8 protein-coding genes are annotated in these 15,104 nt (G+C 62.5%); 6 read left to right on the plus strand and 2 right to left on the minus strand.

Annotated features, from left to right (window positions below):
• Window positions 1-7: 7 nt before the first annotated feature.
• Window positions 8-1,111 (plus strand): polyamine ABC transporter substrate-binding protein, encoded by a 1,104-nt coding sequence (locus J4E63_RS11680; protein ID WP_207282049.1) that lies wholly within the window; start codon window positions 8-10, stop codon window positions 1,109-1,111.
• A 51-nt stretch (window positions 1,112-1,162) separates the two neighbouring features.
• Here J4E63_RS11680 and J4E63_RS11685 read toward each other — a convergent pair whose 3' ends face one another.
• Complete coding sequence (locus J4E63_RS11685; RefSeq protein WP_060742654.1) at window positions 1,163-1,774, minus strand: TetR/AcrR family transcriptional regulator; 612 nt, start codon at window positions 1,772-1,774, stop codon at window positions 1,163-1,165.
• Window positions 1,775-2,277: 503 nt separating this feature from the next.
• On the opposite strand from J4E63_RS11685, the gene gabP reads away from it, so the two are divergent.
• From gabP to J4E63_RS11705, 4 genes are all read left to right on the plus strand, one after another.
• The gene (gene gabP / locus J4E63_RS11690) at window positions 2,278-3,678 is read left to right on the plus strand and encodes a GABA permease (RefSeq protein WP_207282050.1); all 1,401 of its coding nucleotides are present in this window, start codon (window positions 2,278-2,280) and stop codon (window positions 3,676-3,678) included.
• A gap of 308 nt (window positions 3,679-3,986) precedes the next feature.
• The gene (locus J4E63_RS11695; RefSeq protein ID WP_192260796.1) at window positions 3,987-5,708 is read left to right on the plus strand and encodes a type I secretion system permease/ATPase; all 1,722 of its coding nucleotides are present in this window, start codon (window positions 3,987-3,989) and stop codon (window positions 5,706-5,708) included.
• Complete coding sequence (locus J4E63_RS11700) at window positions 5,701-7,071, plus strand: HlyD family type I secretion periplasmic adaptor subunit (protein ID WP_207282051.1); 1,371 nt, start codon at window positions 5,701-5,703, stop codon at window positions 7,069-7,071. Before J4E63_RS11695 ends, J4E63_RS11700 begins: the two co-directional genes overlap by 8 nt.
• Before the next feature lie 2 nt (window positions 7,072-7,073).
• Window positions 7,074-8,423, plus strand: a complete 1,350-nt coding sequence (locus J4E63_RS11705; protein WP_207282052.1) for a TolC family outer membrane protein — start codon at window positions 7,074-7,076, stop codon at window positions 8,421-8,423.
• Window positions 8,424-8,629: 206 nt separating this feature from the next.
• Here J4E63_RS11705 and J4E63_RS11710 read toward each other — a convergent pair whose 3' ends face one another.
• Window positions 8,630-14,242, minus strand: a complete 5,613-nt coding sequence (locus tag J4E63_RS11710) for a putative Ig domain-containing protein (RefSeq protein ID WP_207282053.1) — start codon at window positions 14,240-14,242, stop codon at window positions 8,630-8,632.
• Between the two features lie 413 nt (window positions 14,243-14,655).
• On the opposite strand from J4E63_RS11710, the gene J4E63_RS11715 reads away from it, so the two are divergent.
• Window positions 14,656-15,099 carry a CopD family copper resistance protein gene (locus J4E63_RS11715; RefSeq protein ID WP_207282054.1) on the plus strand — a complete coding sequence of 148 codons (444 nt, stop codon included), beginning with the start codon at window positions 14,656-14,658 and terminating at the stop codon, window positions 15,097-15,099.
• The last annotated feature ends 5 nt before the right edge of the window (window positions 15,100-15,104 follow it).

The raw sequence follows: 15,104 nt of genomic DNA on the forward strand, positions 1-15,104 counted from the left end.
TTTGATAATGAATATGCTTTTGCGCAACACCTTGCTGGGCGCTGTCGTTTCGATGCTGGTCAGTGGCGCGAGCCTGGCCGAAGAGCGGACGGTGCGGATCTACAACTGGATCGAGTACCTGCCGCCTGAAATCCTCAAGAGTTTCGAAGAGGAAACCGGCATCCGTCCCATCTACGACGTCTTCGACAGTGTCGAGACATTGGAATCCAAGCTCCTGACCGGCAACTCCGGATATGACGTGGTCTACCCGAGCAGCTCCAACGTCAGTCACCTGATTGCCGCCGGCGCCGTCCAACCCCTGGACCGCAGCCAGTTGCCGAACTGGCAGCATCTGGACCCCGAGTTCATGAAGTCCCTGGAGGCGGTGGGCGATCCGGGCAACCGCTATGCAGCACCGTACCTGTGGGGCACGACCCTGATCGGCTACAACGTCGACAAGGTACGCCAGGTGCTGGGTGCCGATGTGCAAATGAACACCTGGGACATCCTTTTCAAGGAAGAGAACATGGCCAAGCTGGCCAGTTGTGGCGTCGGTCTGCTGGACGCTGCCAACGAGATCGTGCCCATTGCCTTGCACTACGAAGGGCTGGACCCCAACAGCCAGAAACATGAGGACTACGCAAAGGCGCAGGCGGCCATGCTCAAGGTCCGGCCTTACATCACCTACTTCAACTCATCGCGCTATGGCATGGACCTGGCCAACGGCGAGATCTGCGTAGGGGTGGGTTGGTCCGGTGGGGTGGCCCTGGCCAAGCGACTGGCCGAAGACGCAGGGAAGGGGGTCAAGGTGGCGATGGCGCTGCCCAAGGAAGGTGCGCCGATGTGGTCGGACGTCATGATGGTCCCCACCAACGCCCCTCATGCCAAGGAGGCCTACGCGTTCATCAATTACATCTTGCGTCCTGATGTCATCGCGCGGATCAGCAACAAGATCGGTTACCCCAACCCGAACAAGGAAGCCACGGCGTTGGTCAATGCCGACATTCGCAACAACCCCGCCATGTATGTGCCGGACGAGGCGCGCAAGACCCTGTTCGCCCTGGAGCCGGTGCCGGCCGCCGTGGAGCGGATTCGCACCCGCACCTGGATCGGCATCAAGACCCATCGCTGATCCGCGTGACCCGGCGTTGCGGCGTCGGGTCCGTATCGGTGGATGGCTCCCTCAGGCGCGCATGCCCAGGAAGAGCAATTCGGTGATCCGCCGGACCTGGGTGGAGTGTGCCTCGATATCCGGTTGTTCCTGGTTGACCAGCCTGAACAGCTGTAAATGCGAATAGTCGTTCAACAGGAACGCGGCGAGGTCGACGTCCAGGTCGGCGCGTAATTTGCCGGCCTGTTGCAATTCCCTGATCAGCCCACTGATCTCGGCCCTGAGCGCATCGTTCATGGCGCGATACCCCTCGGGCAACCCGTTATCGCCACCAAACAGGATCAGCGGCAGCAACTCGCGCCACAGGCTCGGGTGCATGACCTCCAGTGCGTAACCGGTCAACAGCCGCTCCAGATAACACAGCGCTTCAACCGGGTCCTCGATTTCAGGCATCTGGCTGCGGGTGTCCGTGAGCGCGCGCTGGTCGGCGTCGTGCAGGATTTCCAGGATGATTTCCTGCTTGTTGCCGAAGTACTTGAACACCGTGGGAGCCGATACGCCGGCCTGGCTGGCGATCTGTTCGATGGTGGTGTTCTGGAAACCCTGGCGCTCGAACAGTTCGACCGCCGCCTTGCTGATGGCTTGCCGGCGTTCGGCTTTTTGACGTTCACGCAGTCCGCTCACGGGAGGGTCCTTGTCGTAAGGAAGAGGTTAAAGGCCTTGGCGTACCAGCCCTGTGGGAGCGAGCTTGCTCGCGATAGCGGTGGATCAGCCACGTTCAAGTCGACTGGAGCACCGCCATCGCGAGCAAGCTCGCTCCCACAGGGTTTGCGGTTAGCAACAGGCCGGGCATAGGCATGCAAAATACTTAACCCAGTAAAGTTTTTAAAGGGTTTATTTCGTTACCGCCCCTCGACGACGTAGCTGCATACCGCGGTCCAGACGCCTGGCAAGAGGCAAAACGCCATGCCCCACGTGGCGAAATCAGGCACAGAGATGGCGCGTTCAGGTAACTGACTCGAGAGGGAAGGCAGGTAACGTGGCGCGACTTTTCACCGCAAGTGCGCACGTTCGCCCAGGGTGGATCAACACAACCAAACGGTGCCGCTTCCAGGAGGGCGGCAAAACCAGCAACACCGACTGTCCCTGCGCGCGTCTCAATGTTCGATCACAAGAGAATAAAAAAAATGACCAGCCCCAGCTTCAAGGACTCGAACGGCCATCTGGCACAGGGCTTCAAGCCTCGTCACGTCACCATGCTGTCCATTGCCGGAATCATCGGTGCGGGTCTGTTCGTGGGATCGGGCCATGCCATCGCCGCCGCCGGTCCGGCCGTCATGCTGGCCTATCTGTTTTCCGGGCTGTTGGTGGTCCTGGTCATGCGCATGCTGGGCGAGATGGCCGTCGCCAATCCGGACACCGGCTCCTTCTCCACCTATGCCGACCAGGCCATCGGACGCTGGGCAGGCTTCACCATCGGTTGGCTCTACTGGTGGTTCTGGGTGCTGGTGATTCCCATCGAAGCGTTGGCCGCCGGTCATGTACTCAATCAATGGTTTCCCGCCGTCGATGCCTGGCTGTTCGCCTCGGTGTCGATCGTTCTGCTGGCCGTGACGAATCTGTTCAGCGTGTCGAAGTACGGTGAGTTCGAGTTCTGGTTCGCCATGGCCAAGGTCGTGGCGATCATCGGCTTCATCTCCCTGGGTTTCGCGGTGCTGATGGGCTGGATTCCCGAGCGCGAGGCCAGCGGCCTGAGTCGGTTGATGGAGGAGCATGGCGGGTTCGCCCCCAATGGCCTGTCGGCGGTGGTGGGCGCGTTCATCACCATCATGTTCAGCTTCATCGGTACAGAGGCGGTAACGATCGCCGCCGCCGAATCCGATAACCCTGCGCAGAACATTGCCAAGGCCACTCGTTCGGTGATCTGGCGTATCGGTGTGTTCTACCTGCTGTCGATCTTCGTGGTCATTTCCGTGGTGCCCTGGAACGATCCGCTCCTGGCTTCAGTCGGTTCCTACCAGCGGGCCCTGGAGCTGATGAACATTCCCCACGCCAAATTCCTGGTGGATATGGTGGTGCTGATCGCCGTGGCCAGTTGCATGAACTCTTCGATCTATATCGCCTCGCGGATGTTGTACTCCCTGGGGCGCCGTGGCGATGCGCCAAAGGCCTTGAAGGTCACGTCCTCGGCCGGCGTGCCACGGTTCGCGGTGATTGCCAGTACCGTGTTGGGCGCGGGTGTCACGTTGTTCAGCTACTTCATGCCCGCCGGCCTGTTCCAGTTCCTGCTCGCCAGCTCCGGCGCCATCGCCTTGCTGGTGTACCTGGTGATCGCCATCTCGCAACTGCGCATGCGCCGAATGATGCAACGGCAGAACATCGAACTGCCTTTTCGCATGTGGCTGTTCCCTTGGCTGACCTGGTTGGTCATCGTGTTCATCTCGGCGGCGCTGGCGGTCATGATGATCACCCCCGAGCACCGCAGCGAGGTGAGTACGACCTTGGGCCTGGCGCTGATCATTTCCTTTATCGGCCTGGCGACGTCGCGGCATGCGCCCCAGTCTGAGCGTGTCGCTTCCCTCGGCTAGTCCCGCATTTTTTGCCCTGTTGACGCCACGTTACTGGCGTCAACAAAACCGCCTTTCAAGCCCATTCAAGGCACAAAAACCTCCGTCTTGAAGCGCGGCCCTTCCGCCTGTCACCCACTTGCAAACCCAGCCTTGCGAACCGGCACTAACCCGCAGCCGCGTTGTCAGTAATTGGCGCCTGTAGGGATGAGGAGCGTCCCTGGTATCGGCACGTCAGCTGGATAGTTTTTTCTCGAGCTCCCTCGGTGAAAAGAGCCTCGCGATGGATTGCGTCCTGGACCGACAATTTCTTTTGCAGGCGATTTCCCATGGGGTTTCTACTCGATCCGCGTCATGACATCGATGCTGCCTTATTGAGCTACCGCCGGGTGTTCTGGGCCCTGGCGTTGTTCAGTGGCGTGATCAATCTGCTGGTACTGGTACCGTCGCTGTACATGATGCAGGTCTACGACCGGGTCCTGACCAGCCGCAACGAAACCACCTTGTTCATGCTCACCTTGATGGCCCTGGGACTGTTCATGTTCAGTGCCCTGATCGAGTGGGTGCGCGGTGAGGTGATGATCCGTATGAGCGCGGGGCTGGACGATGCCTTGGGCGAGCGGGTCTTCGACGCGGCTTTCGCCCGCAGCCTGCGCGAACACAACGCCAACCCGGCGCAGGTGCTCAGCGACCTGGCGACGTTGCGCCAGTTGATCACTGGGCAAGGCTTGATCGCATTGCTCGACGCCCCCTGGCTGCCGATCTTCCTGCTGGTGGCGTTCATCTTTCATCCCTGGTTCGGCGTGTTGACGCTGGTGCTCGCCCTGGTGCTGATCGGCTTGGCGCTGTGGGGCGAACTGGCGACGCGCGCGCGCCTGGGCGAAGCCAATCGCTTGGGGGTGCAGTCGTCGATTTATGTCAACAGCACGCTGCACAACGCTGAAGTCATCCAGGCCCTGGGCATGCTCGGGCCATTGCGTCAGCGCTGGAGCCTGCTGCAGCAACGCATCATTGCGGCCCAGGCCCATGCCAGTGACCGCGGCGCGCGCATCACTTCGGCGACGCGTTTCGTGCGGATCTCCGGGCAGTCCCTGGCCTTGGGGCTGGGGGCCTTGCTGGTGCTCGAAGGTCAACTGTCGGCGGGCATGATGATTGCGATGTCGCTGTTGCTGGGGCGAGCCCTGGCGCCCGTGGAAATCGCCATCGGCTCGTGGAAGCAATTCAACGCCGGGCGCCAGAGCTATCAGCGCCTGAGCCAATTGCTGGCCCAGCATCCGCGTGAGCGCCTGCGCATGCCGTTGCCACCACCCACCGGCGCGGTGCGCCTGGAACAGTTATATGTCGGCCCGCCGGGTGCTTCGCAGCCGATCCTGCGCGGGATCAATTTCAGCCTCGCCAAGGGCGACGTGCTGGCCGTGGTCGGGCCCAGTGCCAGCGGCAAATCGACGCTGGCCCGGGCCCTGGTCGGGGTCTGGCCGGCCATGGGCGGGTCGGTGCGCCTGGACGATGCCGAGATCAGCCAGTGGTCCCACGACGCCCTGGGGCCGCACCTTGGATACCTGCCCCAGGACATCGAGTTGTTCGACGGCACGGTCGCCGACAACATCGCCCGTTTCGGTGAGCAGGACGCCGACAAAATCATCGCCGCCGGACGGCATGCCGGCATCCACGAAATGATCCTGAGGTTTCCCAAGGGCTACGACACGCCGCTGGGCCCCGGCGGACTTGGCTTGTCCGGTGGGCAAAAACAACGCCTGGGCCTGGCTCGCGCACTCTACGGGCGGCCGTCGCTGATCGTGCTCGATGAGCCCAACTCCAATCTCGATGACGCCGGTGAGCTGGCGCTGGTCCAGGCGATCAGTGCGCTCAAGGCGGCCGGCAGCACCGTGGTGTTGATCACTCACCGGCCCAGTGTGCTGGCGGTGGTCGATCACATCCTGGTGCTCAAGGACGGTACTCAACAGGCGTTCGGCCCTCGGGACCGGGTGCTCAAGGCATTGATGCCGGGGCCGCGACCGGCCACGGTCAGGGAGGCTGGCAAAGATGCGTGATCTGATCCCAGAGGCACACGCTTACAGCGAGCAGGGGCTGAGCGTGCGCAACACCCTGGCGCTGCCCAGTGCCAGGACCGATGCCGGGAGTGCGGCGCGGTATGGTGTGGGGTTCCTGGTCCTGACGTTGGGTGGTTTCCTGCTTTGGGCCTGCCTGGCGCCACTCGATCAGGGCGTGGTAGGCAGCGGCACCGTGGTGGTGGCGGGGGAGCGCAAGGCGGTGCAGTCGCTGGTCGGCGGGGTGGTGGAGAAGCTGCTGGTCAGCGATGGCGACCGCGTCACCCAGGGGCAATTGCTCGTGCAACTCAACACGGTGCAGGCGCAGTCGCAACTGGACGTGACCCTGGGCAAGCTGCTCAATGATCGCAGCGTCGAGGCGCGCTTGATTGCCGAGCGCCTGGGCAGTGCCGAGATCCAATGGCCCGCGGAACTGCTGGCCCACGCCGACGAGCCACGGGTCAAGGCGGCCATGGCGTTGCAGAGCCAGTTGTTCATCACCCGCCGTGCGGAGCTGGGTAGCCGCTTGCAGATCATCGAGCACGAAGCCGCGGCATTGCAGCAACAACTGCTTGGCTACGAAGGCGTCAAGCGCAACTACGACGCGCAGATGCGCTTCCAGCAGCAAGAGCTTGAAGGCCTGCGTGACCTGGCCCGGGAAGGCTACGTTCCGCGCAACAAACTGTTCGAGGCCGAGCGCAACGCGGCCCAGTTGGCGGGGCAGATCGCTTCTGGGGTGGGCGATGTCGGCAGGACCCGGCAGGCGATCAACGAAAGCCGGCTCAAGGCCTTGCAGGCGCAGCAGGAGTTCCGCCGCGATGCCGAAACCCAGCTCAGCGAAGTCTCGGCCGAGGCGGCCGGCTATGCCGATCAGATCCGGGCCTTGCAGTTTGAAGTCGACAACGGTGCGATCCGCGCGCCAGTGGCCGGGCAGGTCATGGACGTGAGCATTCATACGGTCGGCGGCGTTGCGCAGGCCGGCCAGACCCTGATGCAGGTGGTGCCGCTGGATGCGCCGATGGCGATCACCGCCCGCTTCGAGCCGCTGATGGCCAACAAACTGCGCCCGGGTCTGCCGGTGCATGTGCATTTCACCGCGCTGCAACGGGTGGATACACCCACGGTGACCGGCACGGTGACGACGGTGTCGGCGGATCAGTTGATCAATGAGCAGACGCACCAACCGTACTTCTCCGCCAAGGTCGAGATTCCCGCCGACACTGTAGTCGCGTTGCAGAGCGCCGGCCTGTTGGTGCGCCCCGGCATGCTCGCCGATGTCACGGTGGTGACGGGCGAACGCACCTTGATGAATTACCTGATGAAGCCTTTGCGTGAACGCTTGCTGGCAGCCTTCAAGGAGGAATGAGCATGGTCGACCGTTGCCGCTACCGTTGGCGTGTGTTGCTGGGCCTGTATACCGGTTGGGCGGTGATCAATCCACTGTGGGCCGCCGAGGGTGGCCTGAGCCTCACCGCCGCCTACGACGCTTCGCGCCTTAACGATCCGACCGTGCAATCGGCGGCTCACGCTTTTGAAGCTTCGCGGCATGAAGAGGACATCGGCCGTGGTGGCCTCTACCCGCAAGTGTCGCTGACCTCGCGCTACGGCTACGGCGGACGTACCGACGGCGGTGACGACAGCACTTACGTCAACAGCAACGATTACCAGGCGAACAACGTCACCCTGGCGGCGCAGCAGCCGCTCTACGACAAGGCCCGCTGGGCGGCGTACCAGGAAGGCAAGGCGCGGGGGCAACTGGGTACCCAGGTGTTCGACGTGGCCGGTCAGACCTTGTATGACCGGGTGGCAAAGGGGTATTTCGACGTTGCCCGGGCCGAGAACGAGATCAAGCTGATCCAGCAGCAAAAGGCGGCCATCCAAGGCTTGGTCATCCAGAGCAAAAAACTGTACGAGGGCGGCCAGGGCGCGATCACCGATATCGATGAGGCCCAGGCGCGGCTCGACCTGGTGCAAGCCCAGGAGGCTGAAGCCCAGGCGCGCCGCGTGGCCGCCTTGCGAGCGTTGTCCGGGCGGGCCAGCGTGCCCATCGATGACATCCAGCCGATGCGCGAAGAACTGGCCGCCGGTAGCCCGATCCCGCCGGAGCAGGACTTGCCGTACTGGACGGCGATTGCCCGCCAGGCCAGCCCCGAGCTGGCCGCCCGGCTGGCAGCGGTGAAAGTCGCCGAAGCCCAGGCCGACAGTCAGCGCGCCGGGCATTATCCGACCCTGTCGTTGACCACTCAATTGACCCGCCGGGAAACCCGTCAATACCAGGAACTCGACCCGCGCCAGGACACCTATTACGTGGGCGTGCAGCTGGACATTCCGCTGTATCGCGGCGGGGCGGTACGGGCCTCGGTGGCCAAGGCCGAAGCACAACTGGCCGGGGCCCAGTCCGACTACGACGTGCAGCGCCAACAACTGGCCGAAGACATCGAGGCTGATTACCTGGGCGTCGTCGCCGGGTTCACCAAGAGCAAGGCCATGCAGCGGGCGGTAGAGTCCAACCAGCGGGCACTGGCGTCGACGGAAAAAGGCTTCCAGGGTGGCGTGCGTTCCACGGTGGATATTCTTGATGCGCAGCAGCGGTTGTTCCAGGCCCGCCGGGACCTGCTCAATACCAAGCTCGACATGCTGCAAAGCTATGTGAGCCTGCACACCCACACCGGCCAGATGAACCGCGCGGTGCTGGAGCAAGTACAAAGCTTGTTCTAGACAATCCAGGGTTCAAGTTCGCCACAAAAACTGTCCAGGCGCTGTGCTTGCCTTCAATCTTTCAGGCACAGCACGCCCTCCTGTGGGAGCGAGCTTGCTCGCGATAGCGGTGGGTCAGTCAGCATCCATGCTGGATGTGCCGCCGTCATCGCGAGCAAGCTCGCTCCCACAGTTTGATCTCCCACAGTCTAATCTGGGGGCTTGCTTCAGGCGGTGAAGTCGCTGGCGTGCAGCTCCTTGACGCCCACCAGTTCGAACTCGAACTCGGGGGTGGCGTCGGCGTTGGTACTGCCGGAGAGGATGCCATCGACGAAGCGCAACTGGCCGGTGGCGTTGGTGGCGTCGAAGGCATTGCCGCCGATGAACGTGAAGGCATCGACGGTGGCGGTCAGCGGGTTGGCGTCCAGACCGGTGAGGTCCAACTTGTCGAACTCCGCGCTCTTGAAACCGCTGATCACATCGCGCAAAGCCCCGACGCCCATGTCCGACAGCGCACCAAACGCGTAGGTGTCCGCGCCCGTGCCACCGGTGAGGTTGTCGGTGCCCGCGCCACCGATCAACCGGTCATCGCCCGAACCGCCCACCAGCGTATCGTTGCCTGCACCGCCATTCAGGATGTTCCCCGCGCTGTTACCGGACAGACTGTCGGCATAGGCGCTTCCCGTCAGGTTCTCGATGAATTTCAAGGTATCGAGCCCGGAACCCACGGTGTTTTGTTGCGCAGACGTCGAGAGGTTCACCGTAACACCGGCCAGGGCTCGTTCGAACGACACCGTATCGTTGCCATCGCGCCCGTCCAGGATGTTGTTGCCGGCGCCGGCGAACAGCGTGTTGTCCAGCGCGTTGCCCGTGCCATTGGCGGCGCCAGTGCTGTCGATGTACAGGTTTTCGACATTGTTACCCAAGGTATAGGCGGCCAGGCTGCTGTGCACACTGTCGATGCCACCCGTCACCGCATTGCTGCTGGTCTCGATCACGCTGTCGTCGGCATTGTCGACAAAGTAACTGTCGTTGCCGTCACCACCACTCATGCTGTCGGCCCCGGCGGCGCCATCGAGCACGTTATGGGCGGCGTTGCCGGTGATGAAGTTGCGCCGCTCGTTACCGGTGCCGTCGATCTCCGATATGCCGGTGAGTACCAGGTTTTCGAGGTTGGCGCCCAGGGTCCAACTGACCGAAGCCTGCACGGTGTCGATCTGCGAGGCCGAGGTGTTGGTTTCCACCACACTGTCGAACGCGTTGTCGACCACGTAGATGTCGTTGCCATCGCCGCCGGTCATGGTGTCGGCGCCCAGGTCGCCATTGATCGTGTCGTTGCCCGAACTGCCCACCAGGGTATCGTCCTGGTCGGTGCCGGAAATGTGTCCGCCCTGATTCTGGGCGTTGTCGAAAATGTCCTGCACGCTGTTGTTGTCGTTGGGGTTGCCCTGGAAGCCCAGGTCATCGGCAATGTAATCCGCCAGGCGCTGGCCGACGATTTCCGCCGATTCCTCGTGCAGGTGCCAGACGTCATCGGGATACACCAGCGGATCGACTTCGTAGCGCAAGGGCAGGTCGGTGTAGTCCACCGCCAGCTTGACGTCGGCACGTTCGGCGGCCATGGCCTCCTGGGCGGCGCGGACATAACCGACGCCTTCGACGATGGAGGCAATCTTCTCTTCCGAGTAACCCCGGGCCCGCGCCGCATCCTGTTCGTAGTGCCCGGTCTCCATCAGGTACACACTGAAATTGCCAAACTGGGCGTGCAGGTAATCGAACACCTTCAAGGTTGCAGCCTTGTAGGCCGCTGCCGCCGCGACCTTGTCCGTGGCGCGGGCGATTTCCTGGGCGGCTTCCTCGCCCTGGCCCCAGATGATGCCCATGGTGACGTTGTCGATCGACTGCAGTTCGGTGCGCTGGTCGCGCAGCAACGTCACCGCCCGCAACAGTGCCGGCCCGGGTTGGTTGGTGTCTGTCAACCACCAGCACAGCTGGAGTTCCTCGGGGCTGAGTGTGGACAGGCCGTTGACCGTGCTGCCGCCGACCGCGATGTCGATACCGTTGCCATCGGCATCGGTGAACTGGCTGCGCACGTCGTAGGTGGTGTAGCGGTTCAGGTCATTGACCAGCATCGAGGTGCCGGATTGGTCGTCGTCCTCGGTCATGCGCAGCAGGCGCGCATTGGATTGGCCGAGGGTGGGCAGGTAGAGAATGTCCTGCTGGGCACGCTCGCCGAAGACGAAGTCGTTGGCGGTGAGGGTGTTGAGGTAGTTGCCGTTGAGGGCGATCTCGAAGCGGTTGCCATCGGCGTCGGCTTCGGCGGACTTGATGTAGGTCTTGTCGCCGGCCGCGTTCAGGGTCATGTACAACGTGCCGTTGCTGCCATCGCCGAGGCCGAGAAAGCCCAGCCCCGAGACGTTGATTTTGTCGACGCCAACGGTGAAGTCATAAATCGTGTCGGTGGCGGTGACACCACCGGTGTCGTAGTCGCGGTAGCTGTCGGACAGGTTGTTGTAGCGAAACGTGTCGGCGCCATCGCCACCGTACAACGAGTCCCGTCCGGCACCGCCGTCGACGATGTCCGCGCCGGTGCCGGCCTTGATCGTATCGTTGCCGCCGAGGCCGAGGATCAGGTCCGCGCCTGTCGTGCCGTTGAGGGTTTCGCCGTTGTTGGTGCCGGTAATGGTGTTGGCGGGCGCATCGGCCACCACCAGGGTGAAGTTGTCGCTGACCGAGGCGCCCGAGGGATCGGTGGCCTTGACCAGTACGTCGTAGTTGCCCGCAGCGGTGCTGGTCGGCGTGCCGCTGAAGGTGAGGCTGGTGGCATTGAAACTCAGCCAGGCGGGCAGGGCGTTGCCGTTGGCGAGGGTCGCGGTGTAGGTCAGCACATCCTGGTTGGCGTCGGTGAAGCTGTTGCTTGCCACGGTGTATTTGAATGGCGTGCTTTCACTGGCGTTCTGGTCCAGGAGTGGGGTGGCCACGACCGGGGCCACGTTGGTGGGGTTGGTCTGGTCGGCGAAGACGAAGTGATTGGCCGTCAGGCTGCTGACGAAGTTGCCCGCCATCGAGATCTCGAACCGGTTGCCGTTGGCGTCGACCGTGAGGTCCTTGAGGTAGGTGCGGTTGGTCGACGAACTGTAAGTGACCTGCAGAGTGCCGTTGAGCCCGTTGCCCAGGCCGGTATAGCCGAGGGCCGACACATCGATCTTGTCGGCGGCCACGTCGAAGTCGAGGATCTGGTCGCTGGCGCTGGTGGAACTGGTGCGGTAGCTATCGAGTTTCGAGGTGTAGCGGAACACATCGGCACCGGTACCACCGGTGAGTTTGTCGACCCCGGTGCCGCCGACCAGGATGTCGTTGCCGGCACCGCCATTGAGGGTGTCGTTGCCCGCGCCACCGAACAGTTGTTCATTGGCCGCGGTGCCGGTCAGTGTGTCGTTGTTCGGCGTGCCATTGATCACAATGGCGGTGGGGACGTCCTGCACGGCGAGCGTAAAACTGTCACTGACGGTGGCGTTGCTGCCATCGGTGGCCGTGACCTGGATCGAGTAGGTGCCCGACGCGGTATCGGGAGGCGTGCCGTTGAAGGTGCGAGTGGCGGCATCGAAGGTCAGCCAACTGGGCAAGGGGTTGCCGTTGGCGAGCTTGGCGGTGTAGCTCAGGCTGTCGTTATCCGGATCGGTGAAGCTGGTGGCCGGCACCACGTAGCTGAACGGGGTGTTTTCGGTGGCGTTCTGATCCACCAGCGGCGTAGCCAGCACGGGCGCCTGGTTGGTCGGCGACGTGGTGGCGAAGACGAAGTTGGCGCTGGTCAGGGTGTTGAGGTAATTACCGTCCAGTGCCACTTCGAAGCGGTTGCCATTGGCGTCGGCCTCCAGGGATTTGATGTAGGTCTTGGTGCCGGCGCTGTTGAGCACCAGGTACACGGTGTTGTTCTTGCCATCCCCCAGGCCGGTGAAACCCATGGCCGAGAGGTCGATCTTGTCGGCGCTGACGTTGAAGTCGGTGATCAGGTCGCCCAGGTTGGCGCCACCGGTGTTGTAGTTGCGATAGCTGTCCAGGCGATTGGCGAACACAAAGGTATCCGCCCCAGTGCCACCGGTGAGGGTGTCCATCCCGGCACCGCCGTCGAGCTTGTCGTCTCCGGCGCCGCCACTGAGGCTGTCATTGCCCGCCAGGCCGAGCAAGGTGTCGGCCGCATCGCTCCCCAGCAGTGAGTCGCTGCCACTGGTGCCCGTGATCACGCGATTGAAAATGAAATTGCTCGCCGTCAGGGTGCTGACCAGGTTCCCGGAAAGGATCAGCTCGAAGCGATTGCCACTGGCATCGGCGTCGAAGTCCTTGATGTAGGTGCGGTTGTTGCTGGCGCTGTAGCTGACCTGCAGGGTGCCGCCACGGCCATTGCCCAGCCCGGTGAAGCCGAGGCCTGCGAGGTCGATCTTGTCCTGGGTGACATCGAAGTCGGTGATGGTGTCATCGAAGCTGGTGGTCGCGTTGCGGTAACTGTCCGACTGAGCGACGAACCGGAATGTATCGGCGCCGGTGCCGCCGGTGAGTTTGTCGACGCCTGCGCCACCGACGAGGATGTCGCCACCGGCCGCGCCATTGATGGTGTCGTTGCCCGCGCCGCCATAGAAAATCTCGCTGGCGGCGCTTCCGAGCAGGGTGTCGTTGCCCGCAGTGCCTTGTACGGTGGTCATCGGTACCGTGGCGCTGACGTAGCTGCCGTCGCCATAGACCAGCGTGGCGCCCTTGCTGGTGTGGCTGATGGTGTTGGCAATGATGGCGTTGCGGTCGGTACCGTCTTCATTGCGCTCTGCAACACCGTAGGTCGACAGGTCGCTGCCGCTGATGATGTTGCCCTGGATGAGGTTATCGCTGCCGTTGAAGTACTTGCCGGACACGCCCAGGGTGTCGTCGTAGGACTGGATGATGATTTCCGGTACGGCACTGCCCAGGGAGTTGTTGTTGAGGGTGTTGTCGATGACCTCGACGTGGTTGCTGCCGTAGATGCGGATCCCGGCACTGGTGTTGTCATGGATGTCGACGCCCGTGACGGTCACTTCGCTGGAGAGTTTGATCAGCACCCCTTCGGCGCCATTGCCATACACCTCGCCGCCGGTGATGGTGATGTTGCTGGGCGAGGGGATGTCCTCGCTGCCGCGCTGGACCACGATGCCATTGCCGCCGTTGTCGTAGGCGACGTTATTGGTCAGGGTGAAATCGTGGGTGCTGGTGACGACGTTGAAACCGTGGCGGTCGTTGTTGTAGGCGACGTTGTTTTCGAAGGTGCTGTCGCTGAGGAAGTCGGCGACGAAACCGTCCAGGCCGTTGCCGTGGGACACGCTGTTCTTGATGACCATGTTGACGGTTTGCTCGTGGGGGTCGAAACCGTACCCGGAGCAATCCTTGATCTCGACGCTGTCGAGGGTGACGTTGGAGTCGTAGCCTTCTTCGCCGGGAATGTAGCCGTTGAACCAGCCGTCGACCTTGCCGGTGGTGTTGTCGCGGTTGCCGTCGATGGTGAGGTTGCTCACACCGAAGTCGTGGGTTTCCTCGCCATAGGCCGAGCGGATGATCCCGGTGATCTTGGTGTCGGAGCCATCGGCCAGCTTGACCGTGGTGTCGCCCATGCCGTCGCCGTACAGGTAGACGTTGCTCTTGAGCATCAGGCAGCCGTCGGAAGGTTCCTCACCCCCTGAAACGATGTAGGTGCCGGTGGGCATGTACACCTGCCCACCGCCGGCCGCGGCCGCTGCATCGATCGCACTCTGGATGGCTGCTGTGTCGTCTGTGATGCCATCTCCTTTGGCGCCAAAATTTTGTACGTTGAAAATCATGAGCTTATCTCCGTATCAGGCTTAAACCTAGGTAGACGTCAACATTCCATCGACGACCTTCGTGTTATGACCCAACGGAGCGCAAAAGTTGTGACCGCATATCGGGGAAAGTGTCAAAAAGCCGGACTAACTGATCAGCGGTTGTGTGGGATGTGCGCAAGAGCAACGTTCTGTTGACGCTTTCCCACGCCTGACGACGCCTACTGTGGGAGCGAGCTTGCTCGCGATAGCGTCGGATCAGCTGCATCGATGTGGACTGACACACCGCTATCGCGAGCAAGCTCGCTCCCACTGGGTTCGTGGGTGTGGTGGACATGCGGTTTCCTTGATTGGCATCAACCCCACTTCCGGGCCCGCGGGATAACCTCGAATAAACCAGCGCCCCTGCTGAAAAGGGGCGACCGAGGCCCCCCATGAGTTATCCGCTGTTTCTGACCTTGCACCTGTTTGCCGCGCTGGTGTTCATCGGCACGGTGTTCTTCGAGGTCCTGTTCCTGGAAAGCATCCGCAAGCAACTGCCCGCCAAGGTCATGGTGTTGCTGGAGCAGGGCATCAGCCGGCGCGCCCGGCAGTTGATGCCGTGGGTGCTGCTGGTGCTGTTCGGCGCGGGCGGCGGCATGGTCTGGCTGCGCTATTGGCCGGCATTGTCGTCGCCGTTGCAGTCGTCCTTCGGTGTACTGCTGGGGCTGAAGATCCTGTTGGCGGGCAGTGTGCTGGGGCATTTCCTCTGGGCCATGTGGCTGTTCAAGCGCGCCCGCATGAACGGCCGCTACGTGCACATCATCCATGTCAGCGTGTTCCTGCACATGGTGGCGATCGTGCTGCTGGCCAAGGGCATGTTCTACATCACCTGGTAAGCGCT

The organism is Pseudomonas sp. FW300-N2F2 (assembly GCF_017351655.1).
Taxonomy (GTDB): domain Bacteria; phylum Pseudomonadota; class Gammaproteobacteria; order Pseudomonadales; family Pseudomonadaceae; genus Aquipseudomonas; species Aquipseudomonas fluorescens_AA.